The 22533-nt window shown below is 54.7% G+C and carries 26 protein-coding genes; 19 read left to right on the forward strand and 7 right to left on the reverse strand.

The annotated features are described in order from the left end of the window. Nucleotides 1-125: 125 nt before the first annotated feature. Nucleotides 126-287, forward strand: coding sequence for a hypothetical protein (locus tag DOP62_RS05090; RefSeq protein WP_208672638.1), 162 nt, complete (start codon nucleotides 126-128; stop codon nucleotides 285-287). A 73-nt stretch (nucleotides 288-360) separates the two neighbouring features. Here DOP62_RS05090 and DOP62_RS05095 read toward each other — a convergent pair whose 3' ends face one another. After that, nucleotides 361-939 (reverse strand): GAF domain-containing protein, encoded by a 579-nt coding sequence (locus DOP62_RS05095; RefSeq protein ID WP_208672639.1) that lies wholly within the window; start codon nucleotides 937-939, stop codon nucleotides 361-363. A gap of 216 nt (nucleotides 940-1155) precedes the next feature. On the opposite strand from DOP62_RS05095, the gene DOP62_RS05100 reads away from it, so the two are divergent. From DOP62_RS05100 to hisIE, 3 genes are all read left to right on the forward strand, one after another. Further along, a complete protein-coding gene (locus DOP62_RS05100) occupies nucleotides 1156-1374 on the forward strand; it encodes a chlorophyll a/b-binding protein (RefSeq protein WP_208672641.1) in 219 nt (72 codons plus the stop codon). Between the two features lie 184 nt (nucleotides 1375-1558). Beyond that, nucleotides 1559-1903: a hypothetical protein gene (locus DOP62_RS05105; RefSeq protein ID WP_208672643.1), complete on the forward strand. Its 345-nt coding sequence runs from the start codon at nucleotides 1559-1561 to the stop codon at nucleotides 1901-1903. Nucleotides 1904-1958: 55 nt separating this feature from the next. Continuing rightward, nucleotides 1959-2594 carry a bifunctional phosphoribosyl-AMP cyclohydrolase/phosphoribosyl-ATP diphosphatase HisIE gene (hisIE, locus tag DOP62_RS05110; RefSeq protein WP_208672645.1) on the forward strand — a complete coding sequence of 212 codons (636 nt, stop codon included), beginning with the start codon at nucleotides 1959-1961 and terminating at the stop codon, nucleotides 2592-2594. A 10-nt stretch (nucleotides 2595-2604) separates the two neighbouring features. On the opposite strand, the gene mtnC is transcribed toward hisIE, so the two are convergent. Beyond that, nucleotides 2605-3321: an acireductone synthase gene (mtnC, locus tag DOP62_RS05115; protein ID WP_208672647.1), complete on the reverse strand. Its 717-nt coding sequence runs from the start codon at nucleotides 3319-3321 to the stop codon at nucleotides 2605-2607. Between the two features lie 8 nt (nucleotides 3322-3329). After that, nucleotides 3330-3950 (reverse strand): methylthioribulose 1-phosphate dehydratase, encoded by a 621-nt coding sequence (gene mtnB, locus DOP62_RS05120; protein ID WP_208672649.1) that lies wholly within the window; start codon nucleotides 3948-3950, stop codon nucleotides 3330-3332. A 120-nt stretch (nucleotides 3951-4070) separates the two neighbouring features. Between mtnB and mtnA the strand changes: the two genes are divergently transcribed. From mtnA to DOP62_RS05145, 5 genes are all read left to right on the forward strand, one after another. Continuing rightward, nucleotides 4071-5144 (forward strand): S-methyl-5-thioribose-1-phosphate isomerase, encoded by a 1074-nt coding sequence (gene mtnA / locus DOP62_RS05125; protein WP_208676953.1) that lies wholly within the window; start codon nucleotides 4071-4073, stop codon nucleotides 5142-5144. Nucleotides 5145-5180: 36 nt separating this feature from the next. Next, nucleotides 5181-5588 carry a large conductance mechanosensitive channel protein MscL gene (mscL, locus tag DOP62_RS05130; RefSeq protein WP_208672651.1) on the forward strand — a complete coding sequence of 136 codons (408 nt, stop codon included), beginning with the start codon at nucleotides 5181-5183 and terminating at the stop codon, nucleotides 5586-5588. 248 nt (nucleotides 5589-5836) lie between these two features. After that, nucleotides 5837-6493: a TMEM165/GDT1 family protein gene (locus tag DOP62_RS05135; protein ID WP_208672653.1), complete on the forward strand. Its 657-nt coding sequence runs from the start codon at nucleotides 5837-5839 to the stop codon at nucleotides 6491-6493. A 45-nt stretch (nucleotides 6494-6538) separates the two neighbouring features. Continuing rightward, nucleotides 6539-7450 carry a cation diffusion facilitator family transporter gene (locus DOP62_RS05140; protein WP_208672655.1) on the forward strand — a complete coding sequence of 304 codons (912 nt, stop codon included), beginning with the start codon at nucleotides 6539-6541 and terminating at the stop codon, nucleotides 7448-7450. Nucleotides 7451-7499: 49 nt separating this feature from the next. After that, nucleotides 7500-8639 carry a hypothetical protein gene (locus DOP62_RS05145; protein WP_208672657.1) on the forward strand — a complete coding sequence of 380 codons (1140 nt, stop codon included), beginning with the start codon at nucleotides 7500-7502 and terminating at the stop codon, nucleotides 8637-8639. Nucleotides 8640-8765: 126 nt separating this feature from the next. On the opposite strand, the gene DOP62_RS05150 is transcribed toward DOP62_RS05145, so the two are convergent. Next, the gene (locus DOP62_RS05150; protein WP_208672659.1) at nucleotides 8766-9080 is read right to left on the reverse strand and encodes a hypothetical protein; all 315 of its coding nucleotides are present in this window, start codon (nucleotides 9078-9080) and stop codon (nucleotides 8766-8768) included. A 212-nt stretch (nucleotides 9081-9292) separates the two neighbouring features. On the opposite strand from DOP62_RS05150, the gene DOP62_RS05155 reads away from it, so the two are divergent. Together DOP62_RS05155 and DOP62_RS05160 are read left to right on the forward strand one after the other, a co-directional pair. Next, nucleotides 9293-10567 carry a M16 family metallopeptidase gene (locus DOP62_RS05155; protein ID WP_208672660.1) on the forward strand — a complete coding sequence of 425 codons (1275 nt, stop codon included), beginning with the start codon at nucleotides 9293-9295 and terminating at the stop codon, nucleotides 10565-10567. After that, on the forward strand, nucleotides 10560-11450 hold the full coding sequence (locus tag DOP62_RS05160; protein WP_208672662.1) for a fructosamine kinase family protein: 891 nt from the start codon (nucleotides 10560-10562) through the stop codon (nucleotides 11448-11450). Before DOP62_RS05155 ends, DOP62_RS05160 begins: the two co-directional genes overlap by 8 nt. A gap of 31 nt (nucleotides 11451-11481) precedes the next feature. Here DOP62_RS05160 and crtB read toward each other — a convergent pair whose 3' ends face one another. Then, a complete protein-coding gene (gene crtB, locus DOP62_RS05165; protein WP_208672664.1) occupies nucleotides 11482-12408 on the reverse strand; it encodes a 15-cis-phytoene synthase CrtB in 927 nt (308 codons plus the stop codon). An 80-nt stretch (nucleotides 12409-12488) separates the two neighbouring features. Continuing rightward, nucleotides 12489-13913 carry a 15-cis-phytoene desaturase gene (gene pds, locus DOP62_RS05170; protein WP_208676955.1) on the reverse strand — a complete coding sequence of 475 codons (1425 nt, stop codon included), beginning with the start codon at nucleotides 13911-13913 and terminating at the stop codon, nucleotides 12489-12491. A gap of 149 nt (nucleotides 13914-14062) precedes the next feature. Here pds and DOP62_RS05175 point away from each other — a divergent pair, with 149 nt between their 5' ends. After that, entirely contained in the window at nucleotides 14063-14395 is a 333-nt protein-coding gene (locus DOP62_RS05175) for an NAD(P)H-quinone oxidoreductase subunit M (protein ID WP_208672666.1), read from the forward strand. Further along, nucleotides 14395-15003 (forward strand): hypothetical protein, encoded by a 609-nt coding sequence (locus DOP62_RS05180; protein ID WP_208672668.1) that lies wholly within the window; start codon nucleotides 14395-14397, stop codon nucleotides 15001-15003. The genes DOP62_RS05175 and DOP62_RS05180 overlap by 1 nt, the downstream gene beginning before the upstream one ends. Here the strand turns inward: DOP62_RS05180 and DOP62_RS05185 are convergent. Then, a complete protein-coding gene (locus tag DOP62_RS05185; protein WP_208672670.1) occupies nucleotides 15000-15989 on the reverse strand; it encodes a LysR family transcriptional regulator in 990 nt (329 codons plus the stop codon). The genes DOP62_RS05180 and DOP62_RS05185 overlap by 4 nt on opposite strands. A 168-nt stretch (nucleotides 15990-16157) precedes the next feature. Between DOP62_RS05185 and DOP62_RS05190 the strand changes: the two genes are divergently transcribed. The 6 genes from DOP62_RS05190 (at nucleotide 16158) to DOP62_RS05215 (ending at nucleotide 22485) form a co-directional block, all read left to right on the forward strand. Further along, on the forward strand, nucleotides 16158-16880 hold the full coding sequence (locus DOP62_RS05190) for an NnrU family protein (protein WP_208672672.1): 723 nt from the start codon (nucleotides 16158-16160) through the stop codon (nucleotides 16878-16880). Nucleotides 16881-16913: 33 nt separating this feature from the next. Then, nucleotides 16914-17249 (forward strand): thioredoxin family protein, encoded by a 336-nt coding sequence (locus DOP62_RS05195; RefSeq protein ID WP_208672674.1) that lies wholly within the window; start codon nucleotides 16914-16916, stop codon nucleotides 17247-17249. A gap of 80 nt (nucleotides 17250-17329) precedes the next feature. Continuing rightward, on the forward strand, nucleotides 17330-19327 hold the full coding sequence (locus DOP62_RS05200) for an NAD(P)H-quinone oxidoreductase subunit 5 (protein ID WP_208676956.1): 1998 nt from the start codon (nucleotides 17330-17332) through the stop codon (nucleotides 19325-19327). Between the two features lie 169 nt (nucleotides 19328-19496). Then, nucleotides 19497-21101 carry an NAD(P)H-quinone oxidoreductase subunit 4 gene (gene ndhD1, locus DOP62_RS05205; protein WP_208672676.1) on the forward strand — a complete coding sequence of 535 codons (1605 nt, stop codon included), beginning with the start codon at nucleotides 19497-19499 and terminating at the stop codon, nucleotides 21099-21101. A 29-nt stretch (nucleotides 21102-21130) separates the two neighbouring features. Continuing rightward, nucleotides 21131-21484: a lipopolysaccharide assembly protein LapA domain-containing protein gene (locus DOP62_RS05210; RefSeq protein ID WP_208672679.1), complete on the forward strand. Its 354-nt coding sequence runs from the start codon at nucleotides 21131-21133 to the stop codon at nucleotides 21482-21484. 164 nt (nucleotides 21485-21648) lie between these two features. Further along, on the forward strand, nucleotides 21649-22485 hold the full coding sequence (locus DOP62_RS05215; RefSeq protein ID WP_208672681.1) for a segregation/condensation protein A: 837 nt from the start codon (nucleotides 21649-21651) through the stop codon (nucleotides 22483-22485). Nucleotides 22486-22533: the final 48 nt, after the last annotated feature.

Below are 22533 nucleotides of genomic sequence, written 5' to 3' on the forward strand. Positions count from 1 at the left end.
GGAAAGCAGCAGCAAAAATCTAGATGATTCTATCGCTTACCTTTTGAGCGGCTCGGTTGGGGTCATCGCCCCTGCGCTAGAGTTGGGGAGCCTGAGATCAGGCGCTTTGTTTCTCAACTTTTTGCATGGATTGGAAGCCAGACCTCAAGTTCACGTTTTTCCCTTCGCAACGCCACCGCGCCCTGCTGAAGCAGCTGAAGCAAGAGCTGCAAGAACGCCGCCCCGAGCCACATGGCATTCGTAGACTCCGTGTTCGTACTCGCCCCCAAGCACCGGCCAGTGCCTAGTTCGCCACCTTCTAGCCGTTCGCCGCGATTGAGATCGGTGTAAAGTTCTGTGCGATCGTGGCCGACGGCTGACTCATACCTTGCCGAGAAACTCACTCTCTAGCGTCTTGAGTAGCTGCACGACCACTTGCTGATCGGCTGGAGAAAAGGGAATCACTGCAGCACCGTAGTCGCCTGTCGTCAGTTTGGCTTTGCGATCGCACTTGCGGTTGATCAGCTCCACAATTCCGATCACATCTTGGCGCGGTGTCTTGAGCGGTAAGACCAAAATCGATTGGGTGCGATAGCCGGTCGCGCTGTCGATGCGGGGTTGAAAGTGATAAGGCAACCCCAACGGTAGCTGATAGACATCGGGAATATTCAACACCTCACCGGTGGTGGCTACGTACCCTGCCAAGCTATTGCGCAGGATCGGGAGAGGGCTACCTTGCAGCTGAATCTCGGGTTGCGAGAAGTTGCAGGACAAGGTGCAGATCAGTTCCGGTCCACGGAGACTCCAGCGCAGTTGAAAGATGCTGCCAGCATCCGACTGAGTCAAGTCAATCGCAGTCTCTAAGAAGAGTGCTAGAGCTGCCTCAGTACTGTGGAGAGCTGCCAAAGCCTGTCGAAACTGGACTAGTGGATTATCAGCAGGGTTGAGAGGAACCGTCATCACAAAGACATGAGAGGGCGATCGCTGCGCTGAGTTTACCGGTCGTTGGCCTTTGACGATGGTTTAGTCCTCGCTATTGCCTCCATCTACAAAGGGCAGCAACAGTCATGCTGCCCCGGTGGGAACAGGGTTGACTGCCAAAGATTAAGAAAAACGTCACAGAACTTTACGTTGTGTTACACTTCAAACAGGACAGCCAATCAAGAGGAATTCATTATGCGTAGCGGACGAACTGTTGACGAATTCGGTCGTCAAAACAATTTCGCCATCGAACCCCAAGTGGTTGTTGCTGAAGCTGATGCTTCCTGGGGCTTTCACGATCGCGCCGAAAAATTGAATGGCCGGCTAGCAATGCTCGGTTTTGTGGCTCTCATCTTGACGGAAGTGGTCTTGGGCCAAGGCCTACTGCCCTTCCTCGTTAGTGGTTTGAGCTAGTTCAGCAACCGTTAAAAACTTAAGATGATGCGTAGGGGCTTGCTGAACATTCAGCAGGCCTCTATGATTTCGGCTCAGCAGCCCTTTGCCATTAGGGGCTTGGAGTTTAAGCAACTGTGGCGATAACTCCAGACGATTCATTGACTGAAATGGCGGCTCATCATTCACTGCTGCCCGAGGCACCATGGATTGGGATATCCACATCATCAAGCACTACAGCTCGACATCACATTCACGATTGCTCAACCAGCTCAAGCGCGAATTGCGTGAAAACCCATTACCCCGTCGGAATCCTACGGAAGCCAGTACTCAAAATACGGTTGAACCCTCGCTCCGTCCACCGGCCAAAGGCGGAAGTCATCGCCGGTTTCGCTATGTGCCGCTAGGTCAGACAGACTCACGGTCAGCGAACAGCGCTAATACCCCAGCCCCCAAGGCCAGTGCTGCTGTCGAACCCCGCTACACAGCACCTACACCAGCCCCTCAGACGAGTTTTCGCGATCGCCTACAGGCGGTAGAGGTTCGCTGAGTTCAGACGCGATCGCGGCAGTGATAGCGTAGAACAGTCACCCAGCCTGAGGCTCATGGCTCCTCTGTCTCTGTCGCTGCCGCTTGATCAACTCCGCTTTGATGAGCGGGGTCTGCTGCCTGCGATCGCCCAAGATTATCTGGACGGCACCGTATTGATGCTGGCCTGGATGAACCGTGAGGCGTTGGAGAAAACGCTGGAAACTGGCGAGGTTTGGTATTGGAGCCGATCGCGCCAAGAACTGTGGCACAAGGGTGCAACGTCCGGCCACTTTCAGAAATTGCAGGCGATTCGCTATGACTGCGACAGCGATGCCCTGCTGCTGACCATTGAACAAATCGGTGACATCGCTTGCCATACCGGGGAGCGCAGTTGCTTCCATCGCGATGCAGAAGTGGTGACGCCGCCGCCTGCAGATATCCTCACGGAGGTCTATCGGGTCGTCTGCGATCGCCGCGATCGCCCCAGCGAGACCTCCTACACCAGCAAGCTGTTTGCCGGCGGTGACAATAAAATCCTCAAGAAAATTGGTGAGGAAACCGCCGAAGTGGTGATGGCTTGCAAGGACGATGACGCTGATGGCCTAGCCGGCGAAGCGGCTGATTTGTTCTTCCACACGCTAGTGGCACTCGCTCAGCACAACGTTGACTTGCGATCGGTCTACCGCAAGTTGCAGGAACGCCGCCGCTGATTGCGTGGGGCTAGAGCGCGTCGAAGTTGTGAATCGGTAACCAGTCACCGATTTCGACACTGGCATTTCCTGGTCGCACCGAAAGGCGGGTCTGGAATCCAGCCGCTGCCGCTGCCTCGAGTTCCGCCGGAAGATCGGAGACAAACAGAATCTGCTGGGGCGCTTGTCCGAGTTGTGCCGCGATCGCGGTGTAACTTGTGGCTTCTCGCTTCGGACCTGTCCGCGTATCGAAGTAGCCGCTCAGGTAAGTTCTGAGGTCGCCCGCTTCGCTGTAGCCAAAGAGCAATTTCTGGGCTTGGACGCTTCCCGAGGAAAAGATCGCGATCGCCAGTCCTGCAGCTTGCCAGCGCTGAAAAGCTGGCACTACATCGGCAAATAATTGACCTTTGATTTCGCCACTGGCATAGCCCTGCTGCCAAATCTTGCCTTGCAGGGATTTCAGTCCTGTTGATTTGCGATCGCTGTCGATCAGCCAGTGGATGTAGGGCACCGCAGCGATCGCATCTTCGCCTGTCCAAGCCGGAACCCCAGCTGCCGTCTCCTGCGCGTATTCCTGCCGCAGCAACTCAAGGTCAGCTTGCACCTCGGGATTTGTGCCGTGAGTGGCTAAGAAGTCAGCGACGCGATCGCGGGCGTAGGGGAACAGCATCTTGAAGACAAAATCGACGGGCGTCGTCGTGCCTTCAATGTCGAGCAGTAGCGTGGTGACGTCAGCAGGAAGTGGCATGGAAGAAGTTAGTGGCTAGCGATCGCCAGCTCGCGATAGTGCAGTTCCAGCAGGAATTCTAGGATCTCGACGTGGCGGCGCGCAGCAAAGAGACTGTTGCCCCAAGCATAGAGACCATGTCCTGCAATCAAAACGCCCCAAGGAGGTGCCGCTTGTAGGTTCGGCAAAACGGCTTGGCTGAGAGCAACCATATCTTGATCGTTGGGGAAAACGGGCAGGCGGACTTCCGTGGCGTGGGTGGTGATTCCTTCCAGCCCTTTCAGCATTTCGTAACCAGAAAAAGCGATCGCCGTAGCGGCTTCAGCACGGCGGGACAGTAAGGTCGCGATCGGCGAATGGGTGTGCAGTACAGAAGCTGCACCGGTCTGCTGAATGATTGCTAAATGCAGCAGCGTTTCAGCGGAAGCCTTGCCATGACCCGCTAAAACCTGACCTTGGGCGTTCACTTCAATCAGGTCATCCGGCTGCACCAGTCCTTTATCGACCCCACTGGGGGCCATCAGCAGTCGTAGCGGATCGCGGTTCGTGACCAAACTAAAGTTGCCGCCGGTGCCTGCTGCCCAGCCCCGTTGGTGCAGGTCTTGAATCACCCAACTCAGGGCTTGGCGTGGGTCAGAACTGTGGAGCATTCCAATCGCAATAAAGCCGGGCATCAGCATAGCGAAGAACGGCGATCGCTGCTGGTATTGCCGGTGCTTGGCAAGGGTCAACCTCGGCAGCGAGGATGGATCAATGTCTTGCAAGCTGCCATGAGCCCTTTTCAGAGCATCCAGTGGACGGGTCAGCAACTCCGTCTGCTCGATCAGCGATCGCTGCCCCAAGAAACGATCTACCGCTTCTATGACGATGCGGAAGGCGTAGCGATCGCCATTCGCGACATGGTGGTGCGTGGTGCACCAGCGATTGGGGTGGCTGCCGCTTTTGGTTTAGTTTTGGCGAGCCAGCAGTCATCGACTGCGGATGCAGACGCGCTGAGACACCAGATTGCGATCGCGGCGGAGACACTCAAAGCAGCACGACCCACTGCTGTCAATTTGGCTTGGGCCGTTGACCGGATGTTGGCTGCGATCGCGGATCCCAGTTTGGATGCGGCGGCGATTCAAGCAACGTTGCTGTCAGCAGCGCAGCAACTCTACAACGAAGATGTGGCGGTCAATCGCCAGATTGGCCTGAATGCGCAAGCGTTGATTCCGCAGCAAGCCAACGTCATTCACCACTGCAACACGGGTGCTCTGGCAACAGTAGATTACGGCACTGCGCTCGGCATCATCCGCATCGCCCACGAGCAGGGCAAGCAGATCCACGCCTATCTCGATGAAACACGGCCGCGTCTGCAAGGAGCCAACCTGTCGGCCTACGAACTGCAAGCCTACGGGGTGCCCCACACGGTGATCGTGGATGGAGCCTCGGGCTTTTTAATGCGGCAGCGGCAGATCGACTGCTGTTTAGTCGGTTGCGATCGCGTTACGGCTAACGGTGACGTCGCCAATAAAATCGGCACCTACAACTTAGCGCTTGCTGCCAAGGCTCATGGGGTGCCGTTCTATGTGGCCTGCCCAGTTAGCACGATCGATCGCAGTTTGGCAACAGGTGCTGAGATTGAGATCGAGGAGCGAGACGGGCGCGAAATTACCGAAATTCGCGGGCAGGCGATCGCTCCAGCGGGCACCAAAACTTGGAATCCAGCCTTTGACATCACGCCTGCTGAACTGGTGACAGCGATCATCACCGAGCGGGGGATTCTGTATCCGCCCTACGGCTCAGCACTTGAGCAAGTGTTAACAAGTCCTAGCATCGGCGCAGAGACAGTCGATCGCGCTTGATACAGTAGGCGAAATTGAGTAGTTGAGGAAATTGATATGGCTTCCCGACGAGCGCGTGTCACAGGATTTATCCGTGACTTTCAGGCTTTTATTCTCAAAGGCAATGTTGTTGAACTAGCAGTTGCCGTGATTATTGGCGGTGCTTTCAATAAGATCGTGAGCTCTTTTGTGGGCGATTTGGTGATGCCACTCGTCAATCCCCTGATTCCAGGAGGAGACTGGCGAGCTGCGGTCATTGGGCCCGGTATCAAGATTGGTAGCTTTGCCAGCTCTGTCATTGATTTTCTGATTATTGCCTTCGTGCTTTATCTGGTAATTCGTGCGATTGAGCGTTTCAAACGTAAGGAAGAGGCGATCGCTGCAGCGGAACCCCATGAGCCAGATGTTCAGCAGCAAATGCTAGCGACATTAGAACGAATTGCCGATGGATTAGAGCGGCGCTAAATCTCAACTTAATTTCAAGAAAGGCTCAATAACTTGAGCCTTTTATTTTGTTAAAAAATCTCCAGAAAAACTTAAAATATCGTGAATAAAAAATCTTAAATTTATCAGCAAATTAATTATCTGTCGATTGTTAATAGACAGCTTAGGCGATCGTTTTGCGTCGATCAAATATGAACCAATCATGAAAGTTTGTGCATGGCTTTCAGTGATAGGGTGACTAGAGTCATGCCCACTCTGGCGCTTCAAACGTGTCTTCCTTGCTTGCGATCGATCCTGTTTTCCTCAAAGGCTTTACCAGCGGTCTGATCTTTATCAGCATTGCTGAACTTGGCGACAAGACCTTCTTGATTGCGGCTTTGTTAGCCATGCGCCATCGGCCTCGTTGGATCTTTCTGGGGACGGTGTTAGCACTGGCTTTGATGACGTTGATTTCAGTCGCGATCGGTCAAGTTGCCAATCGATTGCTGCCGGAAATTTGGGTGCGCTGGGCAGAGATTGCCTTCTTTGCAGGTTTCGGGATCAAACTTTGGCTGGATGCTTCACGGATGCCGGTCGCGGGAGACAGCGAAGAAGAGGCGGAAGCAGAAGCGATCGTAGAAGGAGCTGAGGCCAAGCTCGGAAAGCGGATCACCATTTTGGCGGTCGTTTTAGAAGCATTTAGCTTGGTGTTTGTGGCGGAATGGGGCGATCGCACCCAGTTCACAACGATGGCGTTGGCAGCAGCCGGCAGTGCTTGGGGGGTTGCACTTGGTGCCATTTTGGGTCACGCGATCGTGGCAGTCATTGCTGTCAGCGTTGGACGCTGGGTCAGTCGCCATATCTCAGAGCGCTTGCTGACCCAAATTAGCGCTGTTTTATTTCTAATCTTTGCGGGTGTTGTTTTAGGTGGCCTGTTATTGAGATAACAACTCTCGGATCTACACTAGAGACTGATCCGCTGGTTGCCAGCTATGGCTTCAGAACATCACCGCCAAGTTCAGTTTGTTCTTCTGCTGACTCTTGGGCTCAATCTGTTGGTCGTTGTCATTAAGGCTGGCGTTGGCTTCATGACAGGCTCTCTAAGCCTTTTAGCGGATGCCCTGCACAGCGTTACCGATAGTGTCAACAATATTCTGGGATTATTTACCAATCGTTTAGCAGCACCAGGACCCGATCGCGATCATCCCTACGGTCATCATAAATATGAGGCGATCGGAGCGCTAGGAATTGCAGCTTTTCTCGGGATTACTTGTTTTGAAATCATGCGTGGGGCAATCAGTCGGCTAATCACGCCCGGCGATCCACTCAAAATCAACTCGATTGATTTATGGCTATTGCTGATTGTTCTCGGCATCAATATCTATGTTGCCTTTTACGAACGATCGGTTGGTAAGCGACTTGGCAGCCAAATTCTCATTGCTGATGCCTATCACACCATGAGTGATATCTGGATCACGCTGGTGGTTTTGGCAGGCTTGATTGGGGTCCGTTTTTTCAATTTGCAGTGGCTGGACGTAGTGCTAGCGCTACCAGTCGCTGTCTTGGTGCTACGGAGTAGCTGGATTGTCCTCAAGAGTAATCTTCCATGGCTGGTTGATGAAATTGCGATCGCGCCAGAAGCAATTCACCAAGTTGTAACTAGTGTGCCGGGCGTGATCAATTGCCATGACATTGCTTCACGTGGCCTCCTTGGTCGCCAAATTTTTGTTGATATGCATTTAGTTGTGGATGCGACAGATGTAGCAACAGCTCATCAAATTACTGAAGCCGTAGAAAATCGCCTTGCAGAACGCTACGCGCCAATCCGCGTTACCATTCACGTTGAGCCGCCGAATTATCAATCTCCGCAGATCACCTATGGCTCCGATACCCAAAATCTCTGAGACTCCTACCGTATAATTTTTGTCCCTCTGCTTTAGTCATCCGCAGGCTATGTCACTTGCCAAACGTTGGGTTGTCCCGCTGACAGTTGCTTTGTGCTGTCTAAACAATCCTCTACCTCGGGCGATCGCCAACACAGAGACAGAGACGACAACTACCAATCCGGCTGCGACAGCCATTTTACCCGCGAATATCTTGCAGCCTTTATCGCGATCGGCAAGTGCCAAGCCACGCCTCTCGGCTTATCAATCAGGTGCCACGATCGCTGATTTGCCAGAGGCAACCGTTCTGAGTTTTGATCCACGCTGGGTCCGAATTGATCTCCTCAAGGGATGGGATCAGGAAGACGCGGCCTTTAAGGATCGCGGAGCTTTAGCCTTTGTCTCTGGACCCATGTATGAGCGGGTCGTTGATGAGCAAACCAACCAAGAAATCGGCGTTGCGCTCGGGGATATGAAGTTTGGGCGATCGATTACTTGGGCTCGGAATCGTGCAGCTGCTCGAGAACGTGCCTTCGTTGGCGTGACCCAGAATGGTCGTGTGGAGTTTGGCTATGGTGCTCTAACGCCTGAGCGAAAAGCGCGTTATGAGACCTTTATTGGTGGTCTGCATGCCATTTACAACGATACTCAACAAGTGCCACCTGAATATCGTGGTGGCTATAACAGTGGAATTCAGCAAGAATTTCGGTATTTTTTACCGCGTATTCGTGTCGTCTATGGTCTTCGACCCGATGGTCAGTTCTCCTTCTTTATGAGCAAGGATGGCATGACGATGAATGAGGCAATCACCCTATCCCGCCGTCTCGGTTATTTGGCAGCCTATATGCCTGATCATGCCTCGAAGTCTCGCTTAATTATTCCGGGTGAGAAGCCATTTACACCGGCAGATGCAGACTGGATGAGCAATGGTGTTTTGAACTATGCCCATGTTCCCTTTCTTGTCCGAATGACACCGCGACGAGCTCCGGTCGGCTTCGTCCGCAATCAACGGTTAAGTATTCAAGCTCGTGTTCGTCGCAATGAATTTTGCCAAGATCTTCAAGGCTGTGACCTGAGTGCCATGTTCAGCCGTATCCGCGATCGCCTCCGCGATCGCACCATCATCGCAGTTGACCAAGCAGTGAGATATCAGCTGCAACCTGCTCTCGATCGCTTCTGGGCTTGGACAGGTGGCAGTAGTCTCCAATAACAGATAGGAACACTCGACAATATCTTAGGCAAGTAGAGACAGAAAAAATCCAGCCAACGATGATTCATTGACTGGATAACGGTAAAAGACCAGGAGCGATCGCGAGAGACGTGTCTACGCTAGTTTCTAGCTAGGGTTGATCGCTGGGTTGCCAAATGGCATCTCGGCAGCAGCTGTCGTTGTGGACTCTGCACTCGTTTCGAGAGGACGAAGCTCAATGTGGTTGAGGAGTGTTGTCACAAAAGCAAAGAGCAGGAAAGGTAGTGAAACAACGAGAATTAAGCCAACAGTCGTTAGTGCATAGATAGGTTGCTGCGCTCCCATCAGTGCCAAGGCAGCGGCTAAGCTCAGCAAAATGACAATAATCCAAATAATAATCTGACCGTAAATATCGCCAAAAGTAAGCGTGCAGGCGACACGATAGCGTTTCAGTCGATCCATAGCAGCGGAGTTTAGGCAGGATGCTCTCAGCCTAGATTCGGCGTGCTGGAGAATAAGAAAACGCAATGATTATTCAAGGTGAAATGAAGAAAGATGTCATGTTGTGAGCCGAATTCGCTCACTATCAAGGATCAGCACACTCCTGACCAAAGTCTCGGGATGGGATGTCACCATAGGGCAATAGAGTTGACTGTTCCGAGGTTGTGCGCTTCATGGTTGCTGCACTCGCTGCTCCCCGCTTGAATGCTCCCCACTGGCAGCAACTTGAAAATGGATTAACAATCATTGCAGAGCGCTTGCCTGTTCCTGCCGTCACCTTTGATCTCTGGGTCAAAATCGGTTCTGTGGTTGAACCGAATGCCATCAATGGGGTTGCTCACTTTCTGGAACATATGGTGTTCAAAGGAAGTCAGCGACTCAAGGCTGGTGAGTTTGAACAACAAGTTGAAGCGCGCGGTGCGATCGCCAATGCCGCCACGAGTCAGGACTATACGCACTTTTACTTCACTTGTGCGCCCCACGATTTTGCGGATCTTGTCTCCCTACAAACGGATGTGGTTCTCCATCCGCTGCTAGCAGAGGCCGAATTTGAGCGTGAGCGCCGGGTTGTTCTAGAAGAAATTCGTCGCGCTGAGGATAATCCTCGCCGCCGCGCTTATTACCGGATGATGGAGGCCAGCTTTGAACGGCTGCCCTACCGCCGCCCCGTACTAGGGCCCTACGAGACGATCGCCCAACTAGAACTCACGGATTTACAGGCGTTTCATCGTCAGTGGTATGGCGCCAATCAGCTAGTTGCTGTGGTGGTCGGTGACCTCCCAGAATCCGAGATGATCGATGCAGTACGGGCTGCCATGGCCGATCATGCACCCGTGATCAGCCAGCGATCGCCGCTGTTGCCGGAACCTGCTTTCAGCCAACCGCAACAGATCACTTATCACGATGCTGATCTGCACCAAGCAAGACTGTATTTAACTTGGCGCGTACCAGGACTGAACCAATTGTCGCGGACCTATGCGCTGGATGCGATCGCCTCCATTCTGGCGAGTGGTCGCACGTCGCGTCTCGTTGCTCAACTACGTGAACAGCAGGGCTTAGTCAGTAATATCGTTGCCAGTAACTCGACTTACCGCGATCAAGGCTTATTCGCTATCTCCGCTCGCCTGCCAGTGGCCCATTTAGAAACCGTCAGAACCCAGATCTTCGCTGAACTGCAAGAGCTCCAAAACGAAGGAGTCACGACGGCAGAGTTAGAAAAAATTCGACGTCAGGTCGTCAATCGTTTCATCTTTGGCAATGAGCGCCCCAGCGATCGCGCCAGTTTGTATGGCTATTACGGCACGCTTTTAGGCAGTCTAGAGCCAGCCTTTGATTATGTGGATGAAATCCATGCTCTCAGTACTGAAGATCTTCAGCTAGCCGTGCAGACCTATCTCGATCCTCAAGCCTGCGCCACAATCGAGATTTTGCCGGGCGAGCATGGCTGAAGCTCAGTCTCTTTGGATCGCGATCGCAGCAGCAATTGAAGCTCAGAGCGATCGCCCCAGCCCAATTCAGCAAGTGCAACCGGTGGGGGGAGGCTGCATCAACCGCAGCTATCGACTGTTGCTGGAAGATGGCAGTGCTTGGTTTGTCAAACTCAATCAGCTTGATTGTCTGACTGCTTTTGAGGCGGAAGCAGAAGCGTTAACGGCGATCGCAGCCCGTCAAACGATCCGAGTGCCTACCCCGATCGCTTGGGGAGAAGCCGATCGCACGGCGTACCTCGTTCTGGAATGGTTAGATCTCGATCGTGGGCTGAGTGACTGGCAGCAATTAGGGGCTGACCTTGCTCGGCTCCATCATCAGACGTACTCCGCTCAGGGTTTTGGCTGGCACCGCGACAATGTGATTGGCCAAACCCCACAGATTAATCAGTGGCAGCGAAATTGGGGAGAGTTCTGGCAAACGCAGCGCATTCAATTTCAACTGGACCTAGCGGCTCAAAAGGGATATCGCTGGCCGAACACGAAGGTGCTCTGCGATCGCATTCCTGAAATTCTGGCCGATCATCAGCCTCAACCTGTGCTGGTGCATGGCGATCTCTGGTCGGGCAACGCTGGCTTCTTGGCAGATGGCACACCGGTCATTTTTGACCCAGCGACCTACTATGGCGATCGCGAAGTTGACCTCGCGATGACGGAACTATTCGGTGGCTTTCCTTCTGCTTTCTATGACGGCTACCGCCAAGCCTGGCCGATCGACGCAGGCTATCGCCGTCGCCGTGATCTCTACAACCTCTATCACGTGCTCAACCACGTCAATCTGTTTGGCGGGGGGTACGCCCAACAAGCCCAACGATTGATCGATCGCTTGTTATTGATCCGCTGATCAACTTTCTGACAGGGGTCTGCGATCGCTACTAGAGCACTGTCGCGCGCAGCATTGCTACTGGCAGGCTACAAAGTTTCCGCCAAGTTGGCACGTAAGCTCGCTGCCGGAAAACGTCGTAGTTGTTTTGCTCGATCACATCGAGAATTTCGCGATAGAGCATCAGCGACGCCCACACCGGCCAGCGAGCATCGTGGCTGAGCTGACGAATACCCCGTTCGGCTTGCTCAAAGTAATCACGAGCGCGATCGAGTTGGAACTGCATAAAGGCTCGCCAGCGATCGTCAATCACGCCATTGAACAGATCTTGCTCCGTGTAATTGAAGCTAGCTAGCTCCTCCTGCGGCAGATAGATACGGCCGCGACGGGCATCTTCACCGACATCGCGCAGGATGTTGGTGAGCTGATTGGCAATCCCCAGCGCCAGTGCTTCTTCAGTGGGATCTGGAGGTGTTGTCGGATCCCATGGGGCACGACTGACACCTGTCTCCACACCCATCACGGGTTGTGACATCAGCCCTACCGTGCCGGCGACGCGGTAACAGTAAGTGTAGAGATCGTCGAAGGTGGAATAGCGGTTTTGGAGCAGATCCATCCGCTGCCCTTCGATCATGTCGCGAAAGGGCTGAATCTCTAGGGGGTAGCGATCGAGGGTGTCGACCAACGCCACATCTAAGTTGTCTTCGGGTCTGCCCGCAAAGACATTCTCGAGACGGCGCTCCCAAGCATCCAGCGTCGCCATCGTGGTTTGCGCAGCTTGGGGGCCATCGACGAGTTCATCAGTGCGGCGACACCAAACATAGATAGCCCAAATGGCCTGACGCTTGGCCTCCGGCATCAATAGAGTGCCGAGGTAGAAGGTCTTGGCGTAGCGAGCGGTAATTTGACGGCACTCCTCGTAGGCCTCCGACAGAGAGGCGAGCGCCCGTGAAGGCCGTGCCGGAATCATCTGCAGCATCAGACAGACGGTGCGAGTCGGGGGTGAGAGGGTGACCAGAAGGGGCTCAGAGTAAGCAACTGCAACATGGGTAACAGTGTTTACGCCTGACTCGCGGCCAGCGGTCGTCCGCTGCTGCGATGTTGGAGCTCATCTTGGCGAGCAATGATGGCTTGCGCTGTCAGCTTACCAGATAGAACAGCCCCTTCCATACTGGCGAGGTAGCGCTGCATGGTGTAGTCGCCAGTCAGGAAGAAATTGGCGATCGGACTAGTTTGATCGGGCCGATGTTGCTGACGTCCTGGCGTCGCTTTGTAGACCGACAGCGGCGTTTTGACAATCTTGTATTTGCGCAGACGGGCGGGATCCTCACCACTGAAGTGCTGCGGGAAGAGCTTCTCGATCTCGGCCATGGTTGCAGCCAAGATGTCTTCGTCGGAGCGACCGATCCAGTCCTTGGCGGGTGCAAACACCAGCTCCAACATCGAGCGATCGGGATCTTCGTACTCGCGGCAAGTAACACTCATGTCGGCATAGACACTGAGCAGCGGCGATCGCGAGAACAGGAGGTGGTCGATATCCGTCAGCTTGCGATCGAACCAAAGGTGAATGTTGATCACCGGCACGCCTTGCAGGCCATCGAGCTGCTGGAAGTAGGGCATGGTTTTCCATGCGTCCGGCAACAGTAGCTTGAGCGGATCGACCGGCAGCGCCGAAACGTAGGCATCCGCCTCAATCAATTGTTCTTCTTGGCCTTTGATGCCTGCGATCCGGAAAGCTTGAACGCTGCCATCCTCGTTGAGCACAAACTCTTTGAGTGGTGCATTGAGCAACACGTCGCCGCCGCGAGCTTGCACATGCTCCACAATTGGCTGACAAAGACGCTCAGGCGGAGCACCATCCAAAAAGGCCATCATCGAGCCTTTCTTCTCTTGGAGGAAGCGGTTCAGCGCCGTCAGAACGACCGTGGCTGAAATTTCATCGGGGTCAATAAAGTTGAGTGCCTTGGCCATGGCGATGAAGACTTCATCGTTGACCCGCTCAGGAATGTTCTGTTTGCGCAGCCACTCTGTCCAGGAGTACTGATCCATCTCTTCGACATAGGACTGGCCGCGAATCATCGCTGGCAACAAGCCCAAACCGAATTTGATTTTTTCTTCCCAGGTCAACATGTCGTTGTTGCCAAGGATGGCCGCCACGCCGTTGATCGGGGCGGGGATATCAGGGAAGTCGAAACGCGAATAGGTGCCTGGCTTGGTCGGCTGATTAAAGATCATCGAGTGGGATTTCCACTGCAGGCGATCTTCGATGTCCAGCTCTTTGAAGAGCTGCAGCATGTTGGGGTAAGCCCCAAAAAAGATATGCAGGCCGGTTTCATACCAGTCGCCATCTTCATCTTTCCAAGCCGCAACCTTACCGCCGAGCACATCCCGACGTTCATAAACGATGGGCGTATGACCGGCATCGGCCAAATATTTGGCACAGGAGAGTCCGGCAAGTCCGGCACCGGCGATCGCTACGCGCATGGCTGTTGGCTGGAAGGACAAGAGAATCGCTTTTCAGTATACGTTGCATTCTGTAACAATTCTGATCCGCGATCGCTTGGGGGTAGCTGCCTAAAGTGCAATCGCTCCGCAATAATGATGGTGACGTTTCAGCGGTCCGTCTGCGAGTCATGCTTCTAAAATCTACGACCCGCCACATCCGCATCTTCACGGCCGAGATCGAAGACAACGAACTCCAACCCAGTGACACGGTGTTGACGCTGGATGTCGATCCCGACAACGAGTTCAACTGGAATGAGGAAGCGCTGCAAAAGGTCTATCGCCAGTTTGATGACCTCGTCGAATCCTACGCCGGTCAAGAATTGAGCGAGTACAACCTCCGTCGGATTGGTTCCGAACTGGAAGTCTTGCTGCGCCAAATGCTGCAAGCCGGCGAAATCTCTTACAACCTCAACTGCCGCGTGCTGAACTACAGCATGGGTGTGCCGCAAGCTGTCGTTTAGTGCAAGTGCTGAGTCTACGGACTCACCTCGCTGAGCAATTGACGGCTGCGACTTTAGTAACGCCGCGCCTCAACCGCGATCGCAGTCGTTCGGGCTTGCTTTACCGAATAGCCCCTGCATCCGTTGAGTTATTGCAGGCTCAACTTCCTCCGCCTTGGTCCGTTCAGGGTCAAGGTTTTGTTTTGCCTGACGTGGACTTGTGGCAATGGCTAAAGGCGCGATCGCAGCCTTGGCCAGTTTTGGTTGAACCTCTGTCGCCAAGCTGTCCGGTCTGGCTGCTCCAGCTCGCTCATGCTCGCTGCTGGCAACGCTGCGACACGATCGCTGCTGTCAATCCGCGCTGGTCAACTGAATCACCAGAGGCGATCGCTCCAGTTCTCTGGCCGGTGTTGGCTTACCTGATTGACTTGGCAGATGTCTGGCAGGGACCCACTAAGCCAGTGCTAGTCATTGCCCGCGATCGCTTGTTACCTGCTCTTGATCAGCTCGATCGCCAGCCCATTCCTAGCTTGCCGCGAGCTGCAACGCTTGATCTCTACCAAGCAGCAGCGGCAGCCCTAGCCGCTTGTCTGCAACGCTGGGGGCAACCTTCACCCCGTTCGCTCTAGGCAACGGGCGATCGCTTGGGGGTGAAATCGTCGAGGCTAGCTCGCCCTTGCCAAAGCGGGCTGTTTTCGGTAGCAAAGTCCGGCAAAATTTCTTGGCTAAAAGCCACAGCTGCTTTAGATCGGTAGCGGTTGGGGTTGTAGATCACCGACAGTGTTCGCTGGACACAGAGATCGGTGGTGTGGGCGCGGTGTAAACTCCCCATTTCCAGCTCTTTTTCGATCGCGGAAACCGAGACGAAGGCGGCACCAAGACCTGCCTGAACAGCGTTTTTAATCGCCTCGATCGAGTTGAGCTCCATCTCAATCCGTAGGCGGCGGGTTTCAATGCCGCTGCGACTCAGCACTTGGTCAATGACCTTGCGGATCGTGGACTGAGAGTCGAGGGCAATGAATTGCAGCTTGTAGAGATCCTCGCGTTGGACAGTCGCTTGCTGAGTCAGGGGATGGGACACCGGCAGAATCAGTGCCAGCTCATCCTCAGCGTAGGGAATCGTGACTAGGGAATCCTGCAGCTCTGTTGGCACTTCACCGCCAATGATTGCCAAATCAATCTGTCCATTAGCCACGCTCCAAGAGGTTCGCCGTGTGGAGTGAACGTGCAACTGCACTGCCACATCGGGGTAGCGCTGGCGAAAGCGGCCGATCATGCGCGGTAGCAAGTATGTTCCCGTGGTTTGGCTAGCGCCGATGATCAGCGTGCCGCCCTGCAAGTTCTGAAGGTCTTCGATCGCCCGGCAAGTCTCAGCACAGAGACTGAGGATTCGCTCTCCGTAGCTCAGCAACAAATGCCCTGCTTCCGTGAGCTGGGCACGGCGTCCGCCGCGATCGAACAGCGGCACATTCAGCTGGCGCTCGAGGTTCTGTACCTGCAAGCTGACCGCCGGTTGCGACACATAGAGGCTGTCGGCGGCGCGTTTGAAGCTGCCTTCAGCGGCGATCGCTCGCAAAATGCGCAGTTGGTCCAGAGTGAAAGGCAAATCGGACATGAACGCTGTCCTGGCAAGAGTGGGATGCCGGGACTACACGGCGATCGCGCCATGATCCCTGCCTTCATTAAATACTTGCGCGGCCCTTCGGCGCGTTAGCGGCTGACTAGGGTGGCGTTTAGCGATCGCGTTAGACTCAAACGCTGGAATCCTTATCTCGGTCGGATCATGCCCCTGTCTTGGTGGACGCCCAGCCACACGATCATGCTGGTGCTCCTGCTGCTGTTTGCGATCGCCCATAGCGGGCTGGCTGCATTGCGACCTTGGGGCGAAACCAAAATTGGGGCGCGGGGTTATCGCATTCTGTTTGCCCTCGTCAGCCTGCCGCTCGCAGTCGCGACAATTGGCTACTTTCTGCTGCATCGCTACGATGGCGCGCTGCTCTGGCAGCTGCAGGGAATCCCGTGGATTGCTCCGCTCGTCTGGGTGCTGACTGCAATCTCCTTTGTCTTCCTCTATCCGGCGACCTTTAACTTGCTAGAAATTGCCGCGATCGCCCAGCCTCAGGTGCGGCTCTATGAAACTGGGATCACTCGCATTACCCGCCATCCCCAAACCTTTGGCCAGATTCTCTGGTGTATTGCCCATAGCCTCTGGTTGGGCACCTCCTTCATGATGGTTGCCAGTGCCGGTTTGATTGCGCATCACCTGTTCAGCATCTGGCACGGCGATCGCCGTCTGCGGAAACGCTATGGCGAAGCCTTTGAAGAACTCAAGTCGCGCACCTCGATCATTCCCTTCCTAGCGATCGCCCAAGGCAAGCAAACCCTTGTCTGGAAAGAGTTTGTGCGACCGGCTTACCTTGGCGTAGCGATCGCGATCGGGTTGTTCTGGTTTGCCCATCGCTGGATTCCCCAAGCAACTGCTGCACTTGCTGAAATCGGCTGGTAGCATGATCCCCAAGGCAGAGAGGGTTCCCGCCGTATGCTTCCAGTCGTCACAGCGCAAACCTTCAGCGCTGAAGTACTCCAAGCAAAAGATCCTGTTCTGGTTTACTTCTGGGCTGCCTGGTGTGGGCCTTGTCGACTCTTAGCTCCCTGCCTCGAACAATGGCATCAGACCGCTAGCAAAAATCTGCGGGTGGTCAGCATCAACGCCGATGAAAATTTCACGCTGGCCAATCGCTATCGACTCACAACGCTGCCGACGCTGATCTGGTTTGAAGACGGTCGCATTCGCGATCGCCTGGAAGGGATCAGCGATCGCCAAGCGCTACAAACCTTCTTCAATCGCTGCCAACCCATGGCAAATGCCATCTAAAACCTGCGTAGGCTCGAGAGCCGTGGCAAAATGGAGGCGATTTTGTGTGGTTTCGGCCACTACCGCATTCCCGCCAAGGCATGGAATTTCTCTACGATTACGCCTGGCTGATCCCAGTCCTTCCGCTACTAGCCGCCACTGGGGTTGGGCTGGGACTGATCACCGTTAACCAGGCCACCAACAAACTGCGTCAGCTCAATGCAGCACTGATCATGACGGCTCTGGGTGGGTCCGCTACCCTCGCCTTTGGTCTACTAGCGAGCCAATTGTCTGGCCATCCGACCTACACCCGCATGTTCGATTGGGCCGCTGCCGGTGACTTTCACCTCAGCATGGGCTACACGATCGACCCGCTAACCACGGTGATGCTGGCGGTCGTCACTACTGTGGCGCTGTTGGTGATGCTCTACACCGATGGCTACATGGCTCACGATCGCGGCTATGTCCGCTTCTACGCCTATCTCAGCCTGTTCAGCTCCTCCATGCTGGGCTTGGTCATCAGCCCCAACTTGGTGCAGATCTACATCTTCTGGGAGCTAGTGGGCATGTGCTCCTACCTGCTGGTGGGCTTTTGGTACGACCGCAAGGCCGCAGCCGATGCTTGCCAAAAAGCCTTTGTCACCAACCGCGTTGGCGACTTTGGTCTGCTGCTGGGGATGCTGGGGCTCTACTGGGCAACCGGTAGCTTTGAATTTACCGAGATCGGCGATCGCCTCCAAGCTTTGATCAGCAGTGGTGCCCTTAGTGCTGGCCTTGCGACTCTGTTCGGCATCTTGGTCTTCCTTGGCCCCGTTGCCAAATCGGCGCAGTTCCCACTGCACGTCTGGCTGCCGGACGCGATGGAAGGCCCGACTCCGATTTCGGCGCTCATTCACGCGGCCACGATGGTTGCGGCTGGTGTCTTTCTAATCGCCCGGATGTATCCGGTGTTCGAGCAACTGCCGACGGTGATGAATGTCATCGCTTGGACGGGGGCCTTCACCGCCTTCCTAGGTGCCTCGATCGCCCTCACCCAAAACGACATCAAAAAGGGCTTGGCCTACTCGACCATCTCTCAGTTGGGCTACATGGTGATGGCCATGGGGGTTGGTGCCTACAGCGCTGGCCTGTTCCACCTGGTCACCCACGCCTACTTCAAGGCAATGCTCTTCTTGGGTTCCGGTTCGGTCATTCACGGCATGGAAGCCGTGGTTGGCCACAATCCGGTGCTGGCGCAGGATATGCGTCTGATGGGCGGGCTGCGCAAGTATATGCCTGTCACTGCCATTACCTTCCTAATCGGTAACCTTGCGATCGCCGGGATTCCGCCTTTCGCGGGCTTCTGGTCGAAGGATGAAATCCTTGGTGCGACCTTTGCCGCCAATCCCATTCTCTGGGGGGTTGGCTTTGCCACTGCAGGCTTGACCGCTTTCTACATGTTCCGCATCTACTTCCTCACCTTCGAAGGTTCGTTCCGAGGGGAAGATGCAACGATTCAGGCGAAATTACTCGCGGAAGCCGGTGTGACCGCAGGGCATGGTCACGATGAGCATCACGATCATGTGCCTCATGAGTCCCCTTGGACGATGGCTTTGCCGCTAGCGATCCTGGCAGTGCCTTCAGCGCTGATTGGGCTGCTGGGAGTGCCTTGGAACAATCGCTTCGAGGCGTTTGTTCAGGCTCCCGGTGAAGCGGTTCACGCCGGTCACTTTGAACTGCAGGAATTCCTGACCCTGGGCGGGGCTTCCGTGGCGATCGCCCTGACTGGAATTACCGTTGCGCTGTTGACCTATCGGCTTGGCCGCATCGACCCGGCTGCGATCGCGGAACGCTTCCAGCCGCTTTACCAGTTCTCACGGAATAAGTGGTACTTGGACGACCTGAACGATGTCCTGTTTGTTCAGGGTAGTCGGCGACTGGCACGTCAGGTTCTGGAAGTTGACTCAAAGGTGGTCGATGGCTTGGTCAACCTGACGGGTCTCGTGACCCTTGTGACGGGGGAAAGTCTCAAGTACTTCGAAAATGGCCGGGCGCAGTTCTATGCCCTAATTGTCTTCGGTGCTGTTCTTGGTCTTGTCGTTGCCTTTGGGGTGACCTAGGCGCGATCGCTCTTCTCGAGTAGGCCAAGAGAATACAAAGTGACGGGGGTTGGGATCACTCAGCCCCCGTTTCTATTGATTGCAAGATATTGAGCTTTCCTTAATACCTCCCAAGAGAGGAAAGAGAATTCTCTACACTGCAGGCAGAAACGCCCTACAGGAGCGGTTTATGGAGATCGGGACGTTTCCCTGGCTCACCACAATCATTCTGTTGCCGATTGTGGCAGCGCTATTCATTCCCCTCCTGCCCGATCGCGATGGCAAGGGGACAACGATTCGCTGGTATTCGCTGATTGTTGGGCTGATCGATTTCATTTTGCTGGTCGTCGCTTTCTGGACGAGCTACGACTTCAGCAATCCCGACCTGCAACTGGTCGAAAGCTATGCTTGGGTGCCCCAAATTGGCCTGAATTGGTCAGTAGGTGCCGATGGCCTGTCGATGCCACTGATCTTGCTGACGGGTTTTATCAGCACCTTAGCCATGCTGGCGGCTTGGCCCGTCACTTTCAAGACGCGCTTTTTCTACTTTTTGATGCTGGCCATGTACGGCGGCCAGATTCTCGTTTTTGCCGTACAGGACTTGCTCGTTTTCTTCTTTGCTTGGGAACTGGAGCTGATTCCGGTTTACCTATTGCTAGCGATTTGGGGCGGCAAGCGCCGTCAGTATGCTGCCACCAAGTTTATTCTCTACACCGCTGGCAGTTCGCTGTTCATCTTGGTCGCAGCGCTGGCCATGGCCTTTAGCGGCGACGTCATTTCCTTTGACTTCCAAACTTTGGCTGCGAAGGAATACGCGATCGGTTTCCAACTGCTGCTCTACGCTGGCTTCCTGATTGCCTACGGCGTCAAACTGCCGATCGTGCCACTCCACACGTGGCTGCCGGATGCCCACGGTGAGGCAACTGCCCCAGTCCACATGCTGCTGGCTGGCATCTTGCTGAAGATGGGTGGCTATGCCTTGTTCCGGATGAATGCGGGGATGTTGCCAGAAGCCCATGCTCGCTTCGCACCAATCCTCGTTCTGCTGGGGGTCGTGAATATCCTCTACGCTGCGCTGACCTCCTTTGCCCAACGCAACCTCAAGCGCAAAATCGCCTACTCGTCGATCTCGCACATGGGCTTTGTGCTGATTGGTCTAGGCTCGTTCACGCAGCTTGGATTAAGCGGCTCAATGCTGCAGATGGTTTCTCATGGCCTGATTGGGGCTAGCCTCTTCTTCCTCGTTGGTGCGACCTACGATCGCACCCACACGCTGATGCTGGATGAGATGGGCGGCGTCGGCCAAAAAATGCGCAAAATGTTTGCGATGTGGACAGCCTGTGCCATGGCCTCCTTGGCGCTGCCGGGGATGAGTGGCTTTGTCGCGGAACTAATGGTCTTCGTGGGTTTCGCTAACAGCGACGCCTACGGCTTGCCCTTCAAGGTGGTGGTGATTTCGCTGGCCGCCATCGGGGTGATTCTGACACCGGTCTATCTGCTCTCAATGCTGCGGGAAATCTTCTATGGCCCTGAGAACAAAACCCTGACTGAGCATGAAGTCTTGGTCGATGCGGAACCCCGTGAGGTCTACATCATCGCCTGCTTGCTAGTACCGATCATTGGCATCGGCTTCTACCCGAAGCTGACAACACAGGTCTATGACTCGACATTGGCTCAGCTAACCGATCGCCTGCGTTCAGCAGTGCCGGTGATTGCTCAACAGGCTGAAGTCAGTCGCGATCGCCTCTCGCACTTCCCTGAACAACCGCATCGACAGGCACCGCCGTTGGGGTAATGTAGCTGCTGTCGCGTTTGGCTGTCTCTATGCGCCAGGTTAATTTTGTTGTGATCTTCGTGATCACGCTTGCGCTCGTGCTCTTTAGCCTTGAGAACACCGAGCCTGCCACTATCCACGTCTTGGGCAGCACGGAACTGACCGCGCCCCTTGCAGTGGAACTGATTGTGGCTATGGGAATTGGCGCAGTTTTTGCTTGGATCTTTAGTGTCTGGGCGAGTGTTCAAAAAATGATTGCGCTGAAGTCTGAGCAGGAACAGGTCGAAGCGCAACAGGTCCGGATTCAGGAACTTGAAGAAGACCTGACCCGCTACAAAACTGAGCTGGAGGTGCAGCAAAAGCTGTTGCCTTCAGCACCGATCGCTACGGCTGAAGAAACCTAAAAGCCCCTGAGTTATCGCCCTGATCGCTCCGCGGAGAAGCAAAACTGATGTCTGCGATCGCGATCGATCTCCTGCCGCCTTTGGGATTGCTCTTGCTGATCCTAGGGGCGGCGCTATACTTTGGTCGCCAAGCCCGTTATTAACTGCTTGGTCAGGCCTCATTCATGAGTTCAGCGGCACAAAACGCGATCGCCCTGCTAATTGAAATGGCAGAGCGCGGTGAGATCGATCCTTGGGATGTACAGGTCGTCGATGTTTTCGATCGCTTTTTGGAGCAGTTGCAGCAGCGCCCAAGTTTGACGCCTCTCACGGATTTCAGCCGCAGTCGCTACGAAGCGGATCTCTCTGAATCGGGGGAAGCTTTTCTTTATGCCTCAATTCTGATCTTGCTCAAGGCCGATGCCTTGGCGCGTTTGGAGTTTCCACCGGCGGAAGTCTTGGAAGAGATCGTCGACAGCTTTGATGAGTTGGTAGCAATGCCTCAGCTACCCGCCAAGCTTGAGCAGCAATTGCGCCGTCGAGCCGTGGCCTTGCCCCCGCAGCAGCGACGAGTCACCCTGAGCGATTTGATTGAACAACTCGAACAGGTTGCACAGTCTCTCGCAGACCCTCCGGCGCGATCGCGGCGCCGTCAACCGAAACCAGCGCCCCGTCGGCAAGCGATTCAGGCGATCGCTCACTTGGCGCATCAGGAGAATCTGGCTGAAACAGCAGCTGCCCTCGGGAATTTTCTGCAACGGCAATGGAATGCACTGCAACCTGAGAATAACTGGCTTAATTTTGAAGACCTTGTCCAGATTTGGAGCCAAACTCAAGCAGGCGATCACCATTTGGATGGCGATCGCGTCGGCGTCTTTTGGGCACTCCTCTTTCTAGCAGCCCAGTCCGTGGTGGAGTTGCAACAAGAGACCCTCTATGGTCCACTTTGGATCCGCTGTCTCACCGCGATCGCGGAACCAGCTTCTGTCCCAGCTATCGCCGTGCTTTCAGCTCCGGTCTGATAAGATTCAGGGGCTTTAAAGGGGCTGCAACCAGTTCCCTAGTGATTT

This window comes from Synechococcus elongatus PCC 11801 (assembly GCF_003846445.2).
In the GTDB taxonomy this organism is placed as follows: domain Bacteria; phylum Cyanobacteriota; class Cyanobacteriia; order Synechococcales; family Synechococcaceae; genus Synechococcus; species Synechococcus elongatus_A.

What these genes read in the sequence shown, in the direction of transcription:
- DOP62_RS05090 (WP_208672638.1), top strand. Translation starts at nt 126, where the DNA reads ATGGATTGGAAGCCAGACCTCAAGTTCACGTTTTTCCCTTCGCAACGC.
- DOP62_RS05095 (WP_208672639.1), bottom strand. Translation starts at nt 939, where the DNA reads ATGACGGTTCCTCTCAACCCTGCTGATAATCCACTAGTCCAGTTTCGA.
- DOP62_RS05100 (WP_208672641.1), top strand. Translation starts at nt 1,156, where the DNA reads ATGCGTAGCGGACGAACTGTTGACGAATTCGGTCGTCAAAACAATTTC.
- DOP62_RS05105 (WP_208672643.1), top strand. Translation starts at nt 1,559, where the DNA reads ATGGATTGGGATATCCACATCATCAAGCACTACAGCTCGACATCACAT.
- hisIE (WP_208672645.1), top strand. Translation starts at nt 1,959, where the DNA reads ATGGCTCCTCTGTCTCTGTCGCTGCCGCTTGATCAACTCCGCTTTGAT.
- mtnC (WP_208672647.1), bottom strand. Translation starts at nt 3,321, where the DNA reads ATGCCACTTCCTGCTGACGTCACCACGCTACTGCTCGACATTGAAGGC.
- mtnB (WP_208672649.1), bottom strand. Translation starts at nt 3,950, where the DNA reads ATGCTCCACAGTTCTGACCCACGCCAAGCCCTGAGTTGGGTGATTCAA.
- mtnA (WP_208676953.1), top strand. Translation starts at nt 4,071, where the DNA reads ATGAGCCCTTTTCAGAGCATCCAGTGGACGGGTCAGCAACTCCGTCTG.
- mscL (WP_208672651.1), top strand. Translation starts at nt 5,181, where the DNA reads ATGGCTTCCCGACGAGCGCGTGTCACAGGATTTATCCGTGACTTTCAG.
- DOP62_RS05140 (WP_208672655.1), top strand. Translation starts at nt 6,539, where the DNA reads ATGGCTTCAGAACATCACCGCCAAGTTCAGTTTGTTCTTCTGCTGACT.
- DOP62_RS05145 (WP_208672657.1), top strand. Translation starts at nt 7,500, where the DNA reads ATGTCACTTGCCAAACGTTGGGTTGTCCCGCTGACAGTTGCTTTGTGC.
- DOP62_RS05150 (WP_208672659.1), bottom strand. Translation starts at nt 9,080, where the DNA reads ATGGATCGACTGAAACGCTATCGTGTCGCCTGCACGCTTACTTTTGGC.
- DOP62_RS05155 (WP_208672660.1), top strand. Translation starts at nt 9,293, where the DNA reads ATGGTTGCTGCACTCGCTGCTCCCCGCTTGAATGCTCCCCACTGGCAG.
- DOP62_RS05160 (WP_208672662.1), top strand. Translation starts at nt 10,560, where the DNA reads ATGGCTGAAGCTCAGTCTCTTTGGATCGCGATCGCAGCAGCAATTGAA.
- crtB (WP_208672664.1), bottom strand. Translation starts at nt 12,408, where the DNA reads ATGCTGCAGATGATTCCGGCACGGCCTTCACGGGCGCTCGCCTCTCTG.
- pds (WP_208676955.1), bottom strand. Translation starts at nt 13,913, where the DNA reads ATGCGCGTAGCGATCGCCGGTGCCGGACTTGCCGGACTCTCCTGTGCC.
- DOP62_RS05175 (WP_208672666.1), top strand. Translation starts at nt 14,063, where the DNA reads ATGCTTCTAAAATCTACGACCCGCCACATCCGCATCTTCACGGCCGAG.
- DOP62_RS05185 (WP_208672670.1), bottom strand. Translation starts at nt 15,989, where the DNA reads ATGTCCGATTTGCCTTTCACTCTGGACCAACTGCGCATTTTGCGAGCG.
- DOP62_RS05190 (WP_208672672.1), top strand. Translation starts at nt 16,158, where the DNA reads ATGCCCCTGTCTTGGTGGACGCCCAGCCACACGATCATGCTGGTGCTC.
- DOP62_RS05195 (WP_208672674.1), top strand. Translation starts at nt 16,914, where the DNA reads ATGCTTCCAGTCGTCACAGCGCAAACCTTCAGCGCTGAAGTACTCCAA.
- DOP62_RS05200 (WP_208676956.1), top strand. Translation starts at nt 17,330, where the DNA reads ATGGAATTTCTCTACGATTACGCCTGGCTGATCCCAGTCCTTCCGCTA.
- ndhD1 (WP_208672676.1), top strand. Translation starts at nt 19,497, where the DNA reads ATGGAGATCGGGACGTTTCCCTGGCTCACCACAATCATTCTGTTGCCG.
- DOP62_RS05210 (WP_208672679.1), top strand. Translation starts at nt 21,131, where the DNA reads ATGCGCCAGGTTAATTTTGTTGTGATCTTCGTGATCACGCTTGCGCTC.
- DOP62_RS05215 (WP_208672681.1), top strand. Translation starts at nt 21,649, where the DNA reads ATGAGTTCAGCGGCACAAAACGCGATCGCCCTGCTAATTGAAATGGCA.